The sequence below is a fragment of the Chitinophaga barathri genome (assembly GCF_003807585.1).
Taxonomy (GTDB): domain Bacteria; phylum Bacteroidota; class Bacteroidia; order Chitinophagales; family Chitinophagaceae; genus Chitinophaga; species Chitinophaga barathri.
The window spans coordinates 225163-240436 of record NZ_RMBX01000001.1 but is presented as its reverse complement, the minus strand read 5'-3'; the positions used below and the strand labels follow the sequence as shown (position 1 = coordinate 240436).

Below are 15274 nucleotides of genomic sequence, written 5' to 3'. Positions count from 1 at the left end.
TACTTTAGAGGCAAATTCTTCGTCATGAAATATCTAATGGTTCTTGTCTTACTATACGTGCAGGCCGCCTATGGGCAGACTGCGCTGTACGACAGCATTATCGCCGCGGAAACCAAACCCGGTATGCCCGGCGGCGTAGCGCTTATCGCAAAAAACGGCGTTATCGTATATGAAAAAGCATGGGGCATGGCCGATGTGGAGCTGGAAGTGCCCATGCAAAACGATATGGTCTTCTGCATCGGCTCCGTTACCAAACAGTTCACCGCCATTGCCATCCTCCGCCTTGCAGAGCAGGGCAAACTTTCCCTGGACGACGAGCTTACAAAGTATATCCCGGATTACGCGGTGAACGGCCACCGCATCACCATCGAGCACCTGCTCACGCATACGGCCGGCATCCCGGAAAACGGGCAGAAAGAACTGCCGCCCTCGCCAAGGGCCTACAGCCCCGGCGAAGTAGTGAACACCTTCAAACATCTCACCATCAAAAAGACGCCCGGCGAAGCTTATTCCTACAGCAACCACGGCTATATTATCCTCGGCGCCATTATCGAAAAGGTGACTGGCGTGCCTTACAAGACCTATCTCGAAAAGGAATTTTTCCAGCCCCTGGGTATGATGCAGACTTTTTATTCGGACAATGCCCGCATCTGGCGGCACCGTGCCAGTAGTTACGTATACACGCGCAACGGGCAGATCGAGAACGGGCCGGAAGCGGCACGGGGCTCCGCAGCCTCGGCCGGGGCCATTTATTCCACGGTGGAGGACCTGCTGAAATGGAACCAGGCACTTGTTCAATACAAGCTGGTGAAAAAAGAAACCCTGGACCGCGCATGGACGCTTTACCGGCTCAACAATGGCAAACTTTCCGAATACGGTTACGCCTGGTGGGCAGGGGAGCTGCAGGGCAACAGGCTGGTGGAACATGGCGGGAACGCGGGCGGGTTTATGGTGCACGACATCTATTTCCCGGATAAAAAGATATTCGTCGCCGTGTTTGAGAACTTCCGCGGGAAACTGCCGGAACTGGTCGCCACAGACCTTGCCGCCGCCGCCCTGGACAGGCCGCTGCGCTACCCGCAGTTCCGGCCGGATAGCCTGACGCTGCAATCCTATACGGGCCTTTATACAGACAGTTCAGGTGCGGGAAGATATATCAGCCTCAGGAACGGCAAACTATGGTACCAGCGCGAATGGACCGGCGGATTTGGCGTCACGCCGTATGCAAAAGACAGCGTGGTGTTCGACAACACCGGCAGCGTGGGCCAGTTTGTCCGCGACCGGAACGGGAAGATAGCCGGGCTTGAAATACGCAGCGTCCGCCGCGCGCCAACGTCAAAGGGTTACCAGTGGAAAATACAGAAGCTGTCCCTGGCGCAGGAGTTGGAGAAAATCGTGCGGAAAGACGGAGCGATCGCCGCGCTCAAACAGTTTTATATAATGAAAGAAGATACGGCCTGTTATTTTATCAAAGAATTCCAGTTCAACCAGCTTGGCTACCAGGCGCTGAACAACGACCTGGTGGTGGCTGAGCTGATGTTCCGGTTTAATGTGGAATTGTTTCCGCGCAGCGCCAACGCCTTTGATAGCTATGGGGAAGCACTGGCAAAAGCGGGCAAACGGGAAGAAGCCATTGTGGCGTATAAAACGGCTGTTTCGCTCAACCCGGATAATGCCGCCAGCCAGCAGGCTCTGGCAAAACTTACGAAACAGCCCTGACGGCAGTTTTGTAAAGCGGGCGGCAGTAATGGCGTACTGCCGTCCCGTTCATTCGTTGTATCAGGACTTTGTTTTGTTGATGATCTCCTGCCACACCAGTCTCGCGATCTGCTCCTGCTCCACGGTGCGGAGGCCTTCTTCTATATCCGCACGCCCGTTTTCATCTATCCTGAAATCCTGTGGCAGAAATTCCTCGTCATTTTCCGAAGACACGAGGTAGGTGGTCTTTTCCAGCTTGTGATCAATGTTCACACGGAAACGGTACGGTTTATTGTCGATGTACACGGTAATGATATGCTGATCCATGATGGGATGTTTTGGTGATATATACGGGTACCGCAATATCCGGTCCATCCTTCATTGGCAGCCATAAAAAATGCGCACCGGTAAAGTGCGCATCTGTAAAATATTGCATTCTCTTATTATCGTTTTTTCATGCGGACCGTAGTGCTGCCATTGGTGATAGAACGGGTAGTGATACCCATTTGCGTAGTGCTGGTGGAGGTACTGAACTTCGCAGTGAGTATGAGCGTATTGCCTGTAACTACGAACCTGGCACCGCTTGGGCCTGAAACCATGGGCGCGCCGCCGCCGGAGGGAGGGCTGATAAAACCGCCTTCAAAATACAGCGAATCCTCGCCGATCAGTTTATAAGTGCCGGCACTGTTTAAAGGTGGAATGGTGGCCGCGAATGGTAATTCAAACTCATCATCCTTCACGCCGTCTACGTAATACACTGCTTTTAAAGTAGTATCCACGCTATAACCAACGTTCATCCCGATGATCTTTTTACCATCGAATGTGTAGGTCCCGGTATTGTTTTTTGTATGATAGATCACTTCGGCCACCACCTTCGTGGTCTCGTCCGGGAATATCGTTTCGCTGACGGTAGTGCCGTCTACGGACAATGATACAAAATCATAATCGCCGATGAGTTTGCCTTCGGAGTTGGGCTCAATGCTTTCTTCCGCGCAGGAAAATAAAACCGTTGCCAGCAATAGCGGCAGGTACAGGGACCATCTTCTTGTCATAAAAACAGCTTTTGAGATTACCCTGCAAAGTAATGTAAATAATTTCATGATATGTAATACTTCGCCTTAATTCTCCTTGTGGATCAGCCCGATCAGCCGGGACAGCAGCAGGTAACCCGCATAGGAGCACAATGCCCAGGCGCCCATAAACAGGAGGCCTCCGCCTAAGGAATCGGGGTCTATCCAGTTGTAGACGGTAATGCCGGTGAGCACACTAATACCTACCGTTGCGAAAAGGAGAATGACAGCGAGGATGCTGCTGAGGTCGTTTTTCATAGGATATAGTTTTAATAAACATAGTAATTAAAAACTATATATGCAAGTCTTCTGGCGAAATTCTTTTAATACTCTACAAAATCCTCATCCGGGTAACACCACAGCCATTGCTCGCCGGGCTCCGCGGAAATGATCACCGGGTGGCTGGTGGCGTGATAATGGGCCGTCATGTGTTTGTTCGGGGAATTGTCGCAGCAGTAGGTGCCGCCACAGGTTTGGCAGGTGCGCAGGTGCAGCCAGTCCGAGCCGGTTTTGATGCATTCTTCGCATTCGTATGTTTTGGGCTGGGTCAGTTTGTCCAGCGCGCGGATGTGTTTGCAGGGTGAATCTCCCATGTCAGATCTCGTTTAGGTATTTGTGAACAAAACTAATGGCCATGGAGCCTTCCCCAACGGCGGCGGCCACACGGTTCATCGCGCCCGCTCGTACATCGCCCGCGGCAAATATACCGGGACAGCTGGTTTCGAGGATGTAGGGATCGCGCTCTGATTTCCAGATCTTTTTAAAACCGGGATAATTCTTCAGGTCGCGGCCCGTTTCGATAAACCCTTTATCGTTTTTGATGATCTCAAGGCCTACCCAGTCCGTATATGGCTTGGCGCCGATAAAGATGTACAGGGCATCGGCCGGCACTTCGTTTTCGGTATTGGAGTTCAGGTCCATGATCTTCAGCCCGGTGAGCCGCTGATCGCCAAAGCCGCTGGTGATCTCCGCGCAGGGCACCAGGTGGATGTTCTGCGTATGGCTCAGCTGGTCTATCAGGTAGGAGCTCATGGAGGAGCTGAGGTTGGGCTTGCGCACCACGATGTATACGTTCTTTGCAAACTTGGAAAGGTACATGGCGGCCTGCCCGGCGGAGTTGCCGCCGCCCAGTACATATACTTCCTTGTCGCGGCAGGAGGCGGCTTCGGTACTGGCCGCGCCGTAATACACGCCCGCGCCGGTGAACTCTGCGATGCCGGGCGTTTCCAGCTTACGGTAGTCCACGCCGGTGGTGATCACGATGGACTTGGTGAATATTTCCGTGCCGTCGTCCAGCAGTATCATTTTGTAATTATCCTTCAGCCTGATTTCGTTCACGGACAAAGGGGAGAGGAATTCCGTACCAAACCGCGTGGCCTGGGTGATGGCCCTGCGGGTAAGGTCCGCGCCGCTGAGGCCGGTCGGGAAACCGAGGTAGTTTTCGATCCTGGAGCTGGTGCCCGCCTGCCCGCCGGGAGCGCGCCTTTCTATCAGCAGCGTGTTCAGCCCTTCGGACGCGCCGTACACGGAAGCGGCCAGCCCGGCTGGCCCCGCGCCAATGATGGCCACGTCGTACACGGCTTGTTTTACCGTGGGGTTCAGCCCGATGCGCAGCGCGATGTCTTTTAAAACGGGTGTCTTTACCAGTGTGCCGTCTTCAAATATGATCACGGGCATGTCCGTAGGCTGAAGGCTGTTGGAGGTGGCCAGCAGCTTGCCCTGCTCGTGGGTTTCCACATCCATCCAGAGATAGGGTACCAGGTTGCCCGCCAGGAAATCCTTGATCTCGTGGCTTTTCGGGGAAAACTGGTAGCCCAGTATTTTGATGCCTTTAAAATCGGGGTGGTAATTAGCCTGCCAGTCGTCCAGGATTTCGTTTATCACCGGGTACAGTTTGTCTTCCGGGGGATCCCATGGTTTCATGAGATAATAATCCAGCTTTACGGCATTGATGGCTTTGATGGCGGCTTCGGTATCCGAATAGGCGGTGAGCAGCACGCGTTTGGCATCGGGGAAGATGTGCATGGCTTTTTCGAGGAAGTCCACGCCTTCCATCTCGGGCATCCGCTGATCGGTGAGGAACAGGGCCACTTCTTCGCCTTTGTTCTGCAATTCGGGCAGGCTGGCGAGTGCTTCCTGTACGGATGCGGTGCTCAGGATGCGGTAGTCGTCGCGGTATTTGGAGCGGAGGTCGCGGCTCATGGCCCGCAGTACCTGCTGGTCATCGTCTATCAGAAATATAATCGGTAAGCTCATGGTCGTTAGTTGATGGCGTTTCACGCGTTGATGGGGAAACAAATGATAAATTCCGTGCGCCCCGGTACAGAGGCTACTTTCACGGTGCCATGATGTTGTTTGATGATCATCATCACTACATCAAGGCCCAGCCCGGTGCCTTTGCCAATTTCCTTGGTGGTGAAAAACGGGTCGAACACACGGGTGAGATGTTCGGGCGGAATGCCCGGCCCGTCGTCCGTAACGGTCACTTTCACGAATTCGTGATCTCTTTCGGTACGGATGGTGATGGTGCCTTTTCCTTTGGGCTCCAGTGCATCAATGGCATTGTCGATAAGGTTGGTCCAGACCTGGTTCAGTTCGCCCGCCAGTGCGTGCACTTTGGGCAGTGTTTCGTCAAACTGTTCCGCGATGGTGATGTTTCCTTTCCTGATCTTATGTTGCATCATCACCAGCGTGTTGCGGATGCCGGTGTGGATGTCGATAAATTGTTTGTCTGCCCCGCCGTCCATATGGGTGAAGATCTTCACGCTTTTCACCAGTTCGGAGATGCGCTGCGAGGCTTCCTGTATGTCGGATACCATTCTTTCGGTGGTCAGGTTGTTGTTGATCCAGGTGAGCACGGTCTCCAGGAATTCCGGCGGCACCTGCGCGGCCAGTTCGTCCATGTCTTTGGTGGTAAGGCCGAAGTCCGTGAAGTTCACCGGTATATCGCAGGGGTCTTCGATATCGTGATCATCCAGCCAGTCGCTCACTTCGTCTTCCAGCGCGCTGCGTTCCATCAGGGCCAGGTGTGTCCGCTGGCGGCTGATGGCGTCCATCATTTTGCCCGTTACGAGGTCCACCTGCTCTTCCGTCATGGTGGCGGAAATGAGTTTTTTGAAGGTTTCGGGGAACAGCTGGAGGTGTTCTTTTAAAGTGCTGGAACCGCGCACGATGGCCGCGGCGGGATTGTTCAGCTCGTGTGCCAGGCCGGCGGCCAGTTTGCCCAGGGCCATCATCTTTTCATTCTGCTGCGCCTGCGCCGTCAGCTCCCGTACACGGGTGATCATGGAGATCACCAGCACCTGCGTGAGTTCGTAATGCAGCTCCACCATTTTTTTGATGAGGGGCTTGGGCAGCGTGAGCATGTCCACATCGGTTTTGCACAGGGTATAACCCAGGGACAGGTTCGCCCTCGAAAAGGGGAGCAGGCCGGTGGCCTGGTGGCTACCGATCTCGGCAATGATCTGTTTGTTCCCGTTTTGCAGGCGGTAAAATTCAATCGTGCCTTTCAGTACAAAATGAATGCCTCTCAGCGGGACTTCGGGTTTGTAAATGAATTCGCCTTCCGGGAGGTTTTCGCGTTCGCAATGGTCAATGAGCCACTGCAGCTGGTTTTCCGGAACGTCCTTTAATATGTTGAATTCCTGTAGTATCTGTGTAGTCACGGGTTGCATGTGCCTGCCTTTGCGCTAAAGATAAATATAAATCAGCTTATTACGTTTCGCCGCCGGAAATGCGGGGAACCGTACCACGGAATGCAGGAATGGGGAAATACAAAAGTGGGATATCCCGGAGCAAGAGGATATACGAAAAAGGAGAAAAAGTATACCGGATGGGAAAATCCTCCATCGGGTAAATAGTATTTTAACCGAAAGGGGAACTTATACGAAGCTTATACGAAGGATATAGGATAGATATAGGATCGTTATAGGAGAAGGTTTGGTAAAATAGTATTATCGGGATATTATGACCTGAAATGAATAACAAACCGGGTATCCTTTTCGCCATAGGTTTTCAGCGAAAAGTCCCAGCCATGATGCAGCAGGATCTCCCGCACCAGTGTAAGGCCGATGCCCTGCCCGTCAGGTTTGGTGCTGTAAAAAGGGGAGAAGAGGCTGCCGGGCTCCTGTATGCCGCCGCCACTGTCTGTGATCGTCAGCTCCTGCCCGTGGATGCTGAAACCGATAGCCCCGTCGCGGCCGATAGCTTCCATGCTGTTTTTGATGATGTTGATCAGCGCCTGCTCCAGCTGCTGCCTGTCCGCCTGCACCCATACTGCCCCCGCGGGGAATTGAAAGCTGAACCGGATCTGTTTTTCGGCGGCCTGCAGCTCCATCAGTTGCGTCACCTGTTGTATCAGCGCGGCAAGATCGATGCGTTTGCGGTCCGGCGGGGGAAGTTTTACAAGGTCCGCAAAGTTGCGCATAAAACGGTTCAGGTGCTGGTTGCGCTCGGCGGCCACTTCCAGGGCGGAGCGGTGCTGTTCATCCAGCGGCTGCCCCTTGATGGTGGAGGCAATGATGGAGTTCACCGGGCCAATGGTATTGTTTACCTCATGCGCCATCATCCGGATCACTTTGCCGTACACGTTTTTCTCCGCCGCGAGTATCTCGGCCGTCAGCTCTTCCACCATCACAAAATGCCGGGGAAAACCCCGGTCAATGAAATGCGACTTCTGTAATTTATAGGTATTCACCCCGTTCAGGGAAATACTCCGGGACTCGCCGGAGCCGAGGCGCTGCACTTCATCCAGCAACGCGGGCAGGGTTTGTAATAATTGCTGCGCGCGCGGGTTGGTCTGGTGCAGGTTGCCGTCGTAATCAAGGATGATGATGCCGGTGGGGGAGGTCTGGATCAGTTTTTCAAGGAAAAAGTGCTGCTGCTCCTGGAGCGTACGTTCCTTGCGGAGCTGGTCCAGCATCTGGTTGTATACGTTGATGAGCTGGTCCATCTCGTATTTGCCGGTGGTGAGGAATTTGACGTTAAAATCCTTGTCCCGTATGGCTTCCACGCCCCGCATCAGCATTTTCAAGGGGGCTATCAGCTGCCGGTAAAGCCGCCAGGCCACTACCAGCGAAAAACCGACAAAGACTTCGGAAACGAGGAACAGCCACCGGTTTTCCCGGAAGATAAAATACGTGAGCACCAGCGCAACGGCGTGCAGGATCACTACAAACAACAGGTATTTAGTCCTCAGCTTCATCATACGGAATGTTATATTTCTCCAGCCTCCGGTACAGCGCGCTCCGCGTCAGCCCCAGGGATACGGCTGCTTTTGCGATCTTGTTCTGGTGGAAGGCCATCGCTTTGCGGATCATTTCCACTTCCAGTTCTTCCAGCGTTACGCTGCCCACGCCGGGCAGTTGCAGTTGTCCTTTTTTAACGGGTGAAAGTTCCAGCTGTGAACGGAAATGCGGGATGTCCAGCTCGTCCGTATGGTTCACCAGGATGCTGCGTTCTGTCAGGTTTTTGAGCTGCCGTATATTACCGGGCAGCGGCAGTTGCTGGAGCCATTTCATGGCTTCTTTTGTAACGCTGAGCTGCGGCCGGTTGTAGATCTCCCGCAGGTTGCGGAGGAAGCTGTTCACCAGCAGGGGGATATCTTTCGGTCTTTCGCGCAGCGGCGGCAGGTGGAGGCTGATGAGGTTGATGCGGTACAGCAGGTCTTCCCGGAAAGTACCTTCGGATACCATTTCGCCGAGGTTTTTGTTCGTGGCGCATACCACGCGCACATCCACCGTTTTGGTGCGGCTGCTGCCCAGCACTTCATAGGTCCTGTCCTGCAATACACGCAGCAGTTTCACCTGGCTGCCGGCATCCAGGTCGCCGATCTCATCCAGGAAAATGGTGCCTTTGTTCGCCATCTCGAAACGGCCCGTGCGGTCGTAACGCGCATCGGTAAAGGCGCCGCGGATGTGGCCGAACATTTCGCTTTCGAAGAGGGTGGTGGAGATGCCGCCCAGGTTCACTTTTACAAAGGGTTTATTTCTCCGCAGGCTGTTCTGGTGCACGGCTTCGGCGATCAGTTCCTTGCCGGTGCCGCTTTCGCCGGTGATCAGCACGGATGCGTCCGTAGCGGCCACCCGCCCGATGGTTTCGAGGATGCGGAGGATGGCGGGGTCTTCCCCGATGATATGCGAGAAGTCGAACTGCCCGTCCAGCTGCTTGCGGCTTTGCTGCGTGGCTTTTTTGCCTTGCAGGTCCAGCAGGGTTTTTACCGATTGCAGGATGTTTTCGTTGCTCCAGGGTTTGGTGATAAAATCGTTCGCCCCCAGCTTCATGCCCTGTACGGCCAGTTCTATACTGCCCCAGCCGGTGATGAGGATCACGGGAATAGTATTGTCGAACTGCTTGATCTGCCGGAGCAGGTCCATGCCTTCCTGCCCGGACGTACCGAGGGAAAAGTTCAGGTCCAGCAATACGAGGCCGGGCCGGGTATGTTGAAGGGAGGCCATGGCTTCCGAGGGGTTGCCCGCGGCGCCGGCCTCGTAACCTTCCTGGCGGAGGAGGAGTAATAAAGAAGTTCTTACAGCAATATCGTCATCAATGATCAGGATCATACGGTCGTAAATGTAATATTAATCTTCATGCAAAGCCACAGCCGGGTATATCTGCGCCGCCTGCCTGCCCGGGTAAAACGCGCAGATCACCACCAGGATGTAGATGAACAGGACGGACAGCACGATGGCCGTGATGTATACGCCGGAAGGCATATTGAACAGGTTCAGCAGGGGGAACTGAATGGCGAAAAACACCCCGATCAGCAGCGCAAAGGTAGATAAGACCAATGTTTCACTCACTATCTGCCCGGATATGCCGCTGCCGGAAGCGCCCACCGCGCGCCGCAGCCCTATCTCCGCTCTGCGTTTGTTTACACTGTACCACAGCACGCCGAAAATACCCAGCGCCACGTTGATGATCAGGAAGCCGCCCACTACCAGCAGGAGGATCATGGGAATGAGCGAGACGCTGTTTGTGGATACACGTTTTTTGGTCAGGTATTCTATTTCGATAGAGGAGGTTTTCAGTACACTGCTGAACGTTTTGAACAGCCGTCCTTCAAAGCCCGCGTCCGTATTCAGGTCGTAGGAGATCAGTATGCGCGATAGCCACAGCGGCGCGTCATCTCCCGCGCGTTTATAGGTGCCGGCCTTCGATGCCACATAATCCCCTTTGTCTTTCAGGGTTTGTACCACGCCTGTTATACGGTGCGGTTCATCACCCATTTTTAATATTTTCCCAACGGCGTTTTCCCCGGGAAAAAAATTTTCTTTTAATGTTTCATTGATCACTACCGGCGGCTCTTTGGCATGTGCGTCGGTAGCGTTGAACCAGCGGCCTTCCAGCATTTTCACGCCCAGCACCTGCGGGTAGGCATCGTCTACCGTATAATACATGGCCATCACTTCCTGGTTATTATGATTGATGACATTGTTGGACGTATTCATCGAAAAAGGGCTGTTGCTGCTCACGTAGCTCATACCTTTTACTTCCGGCAGGGCCAGTACGGTCCGTTTCAGCGTTTGCATCACCTGGGCGGCGGAATCTTTGTTGGCAGTGCTGCCGGGAGGGAGGGAGATGGAAACAGACAGCACATTGTCGTACCGGAAACCCATCGGCTTGCGGTAATTGGTGAAATAATAAACGATGAGCGTGAACACGGCAAACAGCACCATGAATGAAATGATCATTTCCAGTATCACCAGCGAATGCTGTTTCTTTTTATTCCAGATCAGCGTAAATAAATGCATCAGCATACAAGTCGTTTTAATAAGTTTTTAAAGCAGCCACCACATGCAGCCGGCTCATGCGCCAGGCAGGGTATACGCCGGACATAAAACCGAACACCAGGCATACCAGCAGGCTGATGGCCAGCACCCTGTAATTCAGGTACAGGTACACATCGTCCAGCGCACCGGAAGCGTTCCAGACGGTGAGGATGATAAAAGACAGCACAACACCTATCAGTCCGCCTATCACGGTCAGGATAAGGTTTTCCACGATGAACTGGACGGCCAGCGTACCGGATGATGCGCCGAAAGCCTTTCGTACGGCTATTTCCGAGGAGCGTTCCATGATCCTGCTGATGTTGATGTTCACAAGGTTGAGGGTAGGCAGCAGGAGGAAAAACAACAGCACGGCGCCTATGGCGAGCAATAACCCGGTGACGCCCGAATCATTCTCGTTGCCCAGTACGATGCGTGAAAAGCTGGTCAGGTAAGGGTCTGCCTTGCTGGAAATACGATCGAAGCGGGAGGTGTCTACCTGTACTTTTCTCACCACATCATCGTATTCCGCTGCGATGGCGGGCAGCGAAGCTTTGTTTTTTCCAAGCAGGATAGCGAAATATTCTCCGTTGAGGCCTTTGTCCAGCGGGTCTCTTTTGGCCAGGGTGTGAGGTACGAACATATTGGCGTAGGCGGCGAATTGTGTGATAGGGACGTTCTTTACCACGCCTGATACACGGTACAGCAAGTGGTCCAGTTCAATGTATTTCCCGGTCGCTTCCTGTCCATCGCCGAAATACTGCCTGCGTACGCTTTCGGTGATCACAGCCACTCTTTCCCTATTGTCGATTTGCTGCTGCGTGTAAGGTTTGCCTTCCAGGAATTTGTATTCCAGTACCTCCCAGAAAGTGGCATTGGTGTATTTCAGGTCGATCACGACTTTTTTGTCGTTGCTGTACGTATTGGACGCTTCAAAAAAAGATGCGATGGCGATCTTTTCCGGCGTTTTCATGGTTTTTACGTACTTGTCCATGTAATAGTAGCTGGCGGGGCCATTTTGCCGGTTGCCGGTTTTCTCCTGCGAAAGCGTTACCAGGCTTATGTACAGGCTGCGGTCCCTGTTGGTATCGGGATAGGAGGAATTCACCAGGTGCTCCGCGAAAGCTGTCAGTACCATGATGATGGTAAGGGAAAAGCTGATGCCGAAAAGGCTGATGAAAGTGAAGAATTTTCTTCGCTTCAGTACGGCTATCGCTATTTTGAAATAGTTCTTTAACATGGGAAAAGTTTAATGGGTTTATTGCACCTGCGATCCGTCGAACAAACGCACGAGGCGGTGCGTTTTACGGGCCATGTTTTCGTCGTGCGTCACCATCACGATGGTGGTGCCTTCGTCTTTGTTGAGGCGTACGAGAATATCCATCACATCGTTTCCCATGGCGCTGTCCAGGTTGCCTGTCGGTTCATCCGCGAGGATGATATTAGGTTTCCCCACAATCGCGCGGGCAATCGCCACACGTTGTTTCTGCCCGCCGGAAAGCTGGGTGGGAAAGTGTTTGGTCCGGTTGCTGAGGCCTACTTTTTCCAGCGCTTCCAGCGCCAGTTCTTTCCTTTCTTTGGCCGTGCTCTTGCGGTAGAGCAGGGGCAGCTCCACATTGTCCAGCACCCGCAGATCGTTGATGAGGTGATAACTTTGAAAAATGAAACCGATGGTGCGATTCCGGAAATGCGCCAGCTGTTTGTCCGAAAGCCGGTCCGCCGTGCTGTCTGCAATGCGGATGCTGCCGCTGGTAGGTTCGTCCAGCAGGCCCATGATATTCAGCAACGTGCTTTTGCCGCAGCCTGAAGGGCCCATGATGGACAGGAATTCGCCTTTGGCCACCTCCAGGTTAATGGCGTTGAGCGCCTGGGTTTCTACCGTATCGGTGCGGTATACTTTTTCAATGTTCTGTAAATGTATCATACGTGATCTTTTTATTTTGTTCAAAATCGTATAGGGATAAATAACGCAATTCATAATAAGCGCCCCAGAAGCCGCGGAGGGCCAGCACAAAGTCCCGTTTGGCCTGGTCTTTTTCCGAGAAGGCGATGCTGAGGTCTGTAATGCTCAGATCACCCAGCACGTAGCGGTTCTGCGCAATATCGTATTTCTCCGACGCAATGCTGTCCGCGTGCGCGCTCAGGGTCACCTGGCCTTTCATCATGTCAAACAGGGTTACCTGTGTTGTAACGGCCTGCATGAAATTTTGTTTATCCTGCTCCACTTCGTATTGCGAAAACTCCAGGTTGGCTTCCGCGGTTTTGGTGCGGGAGCGCGAGCGGCCCCAGTCCAGGATAGGGATGGAGAATCCGATTTCCACCAATTGCTGGTTCTGCGGGTTGCGGTAGACTTTAGACACATCGGGCGCGGTGTTCGTATAACCCAGGTTCGCGTTCAGCGTGGCGTTCAGGCCGGTTTCACCGCGTGCTTTGGCTACGTCCCTCCTGGCTTCCTGTATCCGGCGCATATAACCGATGGATTCCGCGTTGTTCGCAAATGCTTCTTCCAGCACCCGTTCTGCCTGCACGGTCATGTCGATTACGGCCGGGGGCAGCTCCAGCGCTATCTTTCCGGCGTTTTGCAGGCCAGTGTAGGCGCGCAGGTTCATGCTGGCGATCTCCATATCACGTTTGGCGGAGCCGACGGATTTTTCGGCTTTCAGCGATTCCAGCTGCAATTGTAGTATTTCATTGCGGGAAATCTTCCCCAGCGCAAATTTTTCATCGGCAATCCGTTGTATCTGCCGGGTGTTCCGGAGATTGGCTTCGGCTATCTGGTGGTTCACCTGCGCCAGCAGCAGGTCAAAAAAGTAACCGCTGGCTTTTACGGCGATCAGCTCCATGTCCGCAATATACTGCTGGCGGCTTTCCTGGTAGCGGAGCGGTTCAATGCGTTTGTCCCACTTCAGCTGGTTGAACTGGAACAGCGGCTGGCTGAACCCGATCGTGTAGGGGATGGCGTTATAGAGGGTGGTATTACGGTCGAAGTCATCAAATCGCTGTAGCTCCGTGGCCCCGTAGATGCGCCCGCCGGTGGCGGTGATGCTCTGGCTGAAGGCGAGGTTCAGGGTGGAGTTGTTGTTGTGGATGGGCTCGAATTTCACCGTACCGTTCGGCTGGGTAACGGGCGTGGTGGTTTTCATAAAACCGGGCAGGGTGCCAGTAAGCGCCAGCTGCGGCTGGTAGTTGGAGCGGTAGGTGCGCCATTCCCAGTACTTAGTTTTCCGGACGGTGCTGGCCTGTTTGGATGCGATGGAGCCCGCCCGCGCCATGGTCACCACCTGCGGGAGGCTGAGCAGGAGCGTGTCCCGCGCGGAATTTACACCCGGTGAAGTGAACGTCAGGGTCTTTTCCTGTGCTGAAACGCCTGCCGAAACCCACAACAATATGATCAGTATCCTTTTCATTTCAGCTTGATTTCGCGGGCGTTCTTAAATTCACTCATGTCTGAAGTGATGATCACTTCCCCGGGGCGCACATTGTCTTTCAGCTCCACGTAATCAAAATTGCTCATACCGGTGTGTACCATGCGCCGCACGGCCTTGTTGCCCTGCACTACAAACACCGGCTGGCCGGAAGCGCCTTTGAAGGCCGGGCCGTTTTTGATCCGCATGATATTGTTTCCGGTAGCCGTTACGAGATACACTTCCACCTTCAGGTTGGGCCGCAATGCTTTGTGATGCGGCTCCTCCAGCCTGATGTCGAAGGTGGCGGCGCTGTTTTGCACGGCAGGATACACAGTTTGTATGCTGCCCCTGATATCCGTATCCTGTATGCGGATGATCACCGGCATACCGTTGGAAAGCTGCCCGAGGTAACTGTCCGCGATCGTGCCAGTGGCTTTGAAGCTCGCCAGGTCCGCGATACGCGCCAGGGATTCTCCTTCCCGCACCACCGTGCCGATGTTTTTATTGATCCAGGTGACAACGCCGCTGCGGCTGGCAGTGACGCTGGCCTGGTCCAGTTTCCGTTTTAATTCTTTCAGTTCCTGCGCCTGTATGGCGGAAGATATCTCGGACTCGCGCATTTCGAGCTTCATGGATTGTTGTTTGTTGCGGATCTCGTTTTCCAGCTGTGTTTTTTCCAGCCGGGCCACTTTCAGGTTCATCTCCGCCTGTTCCACATCTTCACGGGTGCCGCCCCCGGCTTTAAAAAGGCGTTTGCTGTTTTCCACGTCCGCCTGCAGGGCATTGATGCGCAGCTGCTTGATCTCATTACTGCTTTGGAGGTCGAAATAACTTTTGTCCAGCGCCAGCTTCAGCTTGCGCAGTTCGTTCTGCCTGGACTCCAGCTGGAATTTCCCTTTTTCATATTCCCCTTCAATACCGGACTTGTCCAGCCGCAGCAGGCTCTGGCCCGCTTTGATATTACTGCCCGCATCCGCCAGCACTTCCTGGATGGACGCGCTCACGGGGCTGGTGATCACGGCTTCAAATTCAGGGAGTATTTCCCCGGCGGCGTTCAGCGTATTTTCGATCCGGCCGGTTTCCACCGTGGCGGTGGTAATGGCGGACCGTTTGATGGAAGGGTGCAGCAGGATGCGGAGGAGGATCACTCCCGCGGCCAGCGCGCCGGCGCAGGCCAGCAATAGCAGGAGGCGTTTCCTTTTGCGTTGTGCAACATAGGCGGCAGGTAACTCTTTGTCCATGGGCGGTTTTAAAATTTATCCGCCCTGGTATTTCAATGAAAGTGCCAGGATTAAGTAATGGATAATCAGATTGTTATGAAAAAGTGGCGGGC

Annotated in this window: 14 protein-coding genes; 1 reads left to right on the top strand and 13 read right to left on the bottom strand. The window is 53.7% G+C overall.

Annotated features, from left to right (window positions below; translation table 11 throughout):
- Nucleotides 1-24: 24 nt before the first annotated feature.
- Nucleotides 25-1719: a serine hydrolase domain-containing protein gene (locus EG028_RS00850; RefSeq protein WP_120514155.1), complete on the top strand. Its 1695-nt coding sequence runs from the start codon at nt 25-27 to the stop codon at nt 1717-1719.
- Between the two features lie 60 nt (nt 1720-1779).
- Here EG028_RS00850 and EG028_RS00845 read toward each other — a convergent pair whose 3' ends face one another.
- From EG028_RS00845 to EG028_RS00785, 13 genes are all read right to left on the bottom strand, one after another.
- Nucleotides 1780-2025: a hypothetical protein gene (locus tag EG028_RS00845; protein WP_123864493.1), complete on the bottom strand. Its 246-nt coding sequence runs from the start codon at nt 2023-2025 to the stop codon at nt 1780-1782.
- 116 nt (nt 2026-2141) lie between these two features.
- Entirely contained in the window at nt 2142-2750 is a 609-nt protein-coding gene (locus EG028_RS00840) for a hypothetical protein (protein WP_123864492.1), read from the bottom strand.
- Nucleotides 2751-2816: 66 nt separating this feature from the next.
- Nucleotides 2817-3026 (bottom strand): hypothetical protein, encoded by a 210-nt coding sequence (locus EG028_RS00835; RefSeq protein WP_120514152.1) that lies wholly within the window; start codon nt 3024-3026, stop codon nt 2817-2819.
- A 65-nt stretch (nt 3027-3091) separates the two neighbouring features.
- Nucleotides 3092-3361: a UBP-type zinc finger domain-containing protein gene (locus tag EG028_RS00830; protein WP_120514151.1), complete on the bottom strand. Its 270-nt coding sequence runs from the start codon at nt 3359-3361 to the stop codon at nt 3092-3094.
- A gap of 1 nt (nt 3362) precedes the next feature.
- On the bottom strand, nt 3363-5024 hold the full coding sequence (locus EG028_RS00825) for a response regulator (protein ID WP_120514150.1): 1662 nt from the start codon (nt 5022-5024) through the stop codon (nt 3363-3365).
- Between the two features lie 20 nt (nt 5025-5044).
- On the bottom strand, nt 5045-6442 hold the full coding sequence (locus EG028_RS00820) for an ATP-binding protein (protein ID WP_120514149.1): 1398 nt from the start codon (nt 6440-6442) through the stop codon (nt 5045-5047).
- A 290-nt stretch (nt 6443-6732) separates the two neighbouring features.
- Nucleotides 6733-7974 (bottom strand): sensor histidine kinase, encoded by a 1242-nt coding sequence (locus tag EG028_RS00815; RefSeq protein ID WP_241559031.1) that lies wholly within the window; start codon nt 7972-7974, stop codon nt 6733-6735.
- Entirely contained in the window at nt 7955-9328 is a 1374-nt protein-coding gene (locus tag EG028_RS00810) for a sigma-54-dependent transcriptional regulator (protein ID WP_120514148.1), read from the bottom strand. The genes EG028_RS00815 and EG028_RS00810 overlap by 20 nt, the downstream gene beginning before the upstream one ends.
- A gap of 18 nt (nt 9329-9346) precedes the next feature.
- Nucleotides 9347-10525, bottom strand: coding sequence for an ABC transporter permease (locus EG028_RS00805; RefSeq protein WP_120514147.1), 1179 nt, complete (start codon nt 10523-10525; stop codon nt 9347-9349).
- Between the two features lie 10 nt (nt 10526-10535).
- The gene (locus EG028_RS00800) at nt 10536-11774 is read right to left on the bottom strand and encodes an ABC transporter permease (RefSeq protein WP_120514146.1); all 1239 of its coding nucleotides are present in this window, start codon (nt 11772-11774) and stop codon (nt 10536-10538) included.
- Nucleotides 11775-11792: 18 nt separating this feature from the next.
- Nucleotides 11793-12458 (bottom strand): ABC transporter ATP-binding protein, encoded by a 666-nt coding sequence (locus EG028_RS00795; RefSeq protein ID WP_120514145.1) that lies wholly within the window; start codon nt 12456-12458, stop codon nt 11793-11795.
- The gene (locus tag EG028_RS00790) at nt 12436-13941 is read right to left on the bottom strand and encodes a TolC family protein (protein WP_120514144.1); all 1506 of its coding nucleotides are present in this window, start codon (nt 13939-13941) and stop codon (nt 12436-12438) included. The genes EG028_RS00795 and EG028_RS00790 overlap by 23 nt, the downstream gene beginning before the upstream one ends.
- The gene (locus EG028_RS00785; RefSeq protein WP_120514143.1) at nt 13938-15182 is read right to left on the bottom strand and encodes an efflux RND transporter periplasmic adaptor subunit; all 1245 of its coding nucleotides are present in this window, start codon (nt 15180-15182) and stop codon (nt 13938-13940) included. Before EG028_RS00785 ends, EG028_RS00790 begins: the two co-directional genes overlap by 4 nt.
- Nucleotides 15183-15274: the final 92 nt, after the last annotated feature.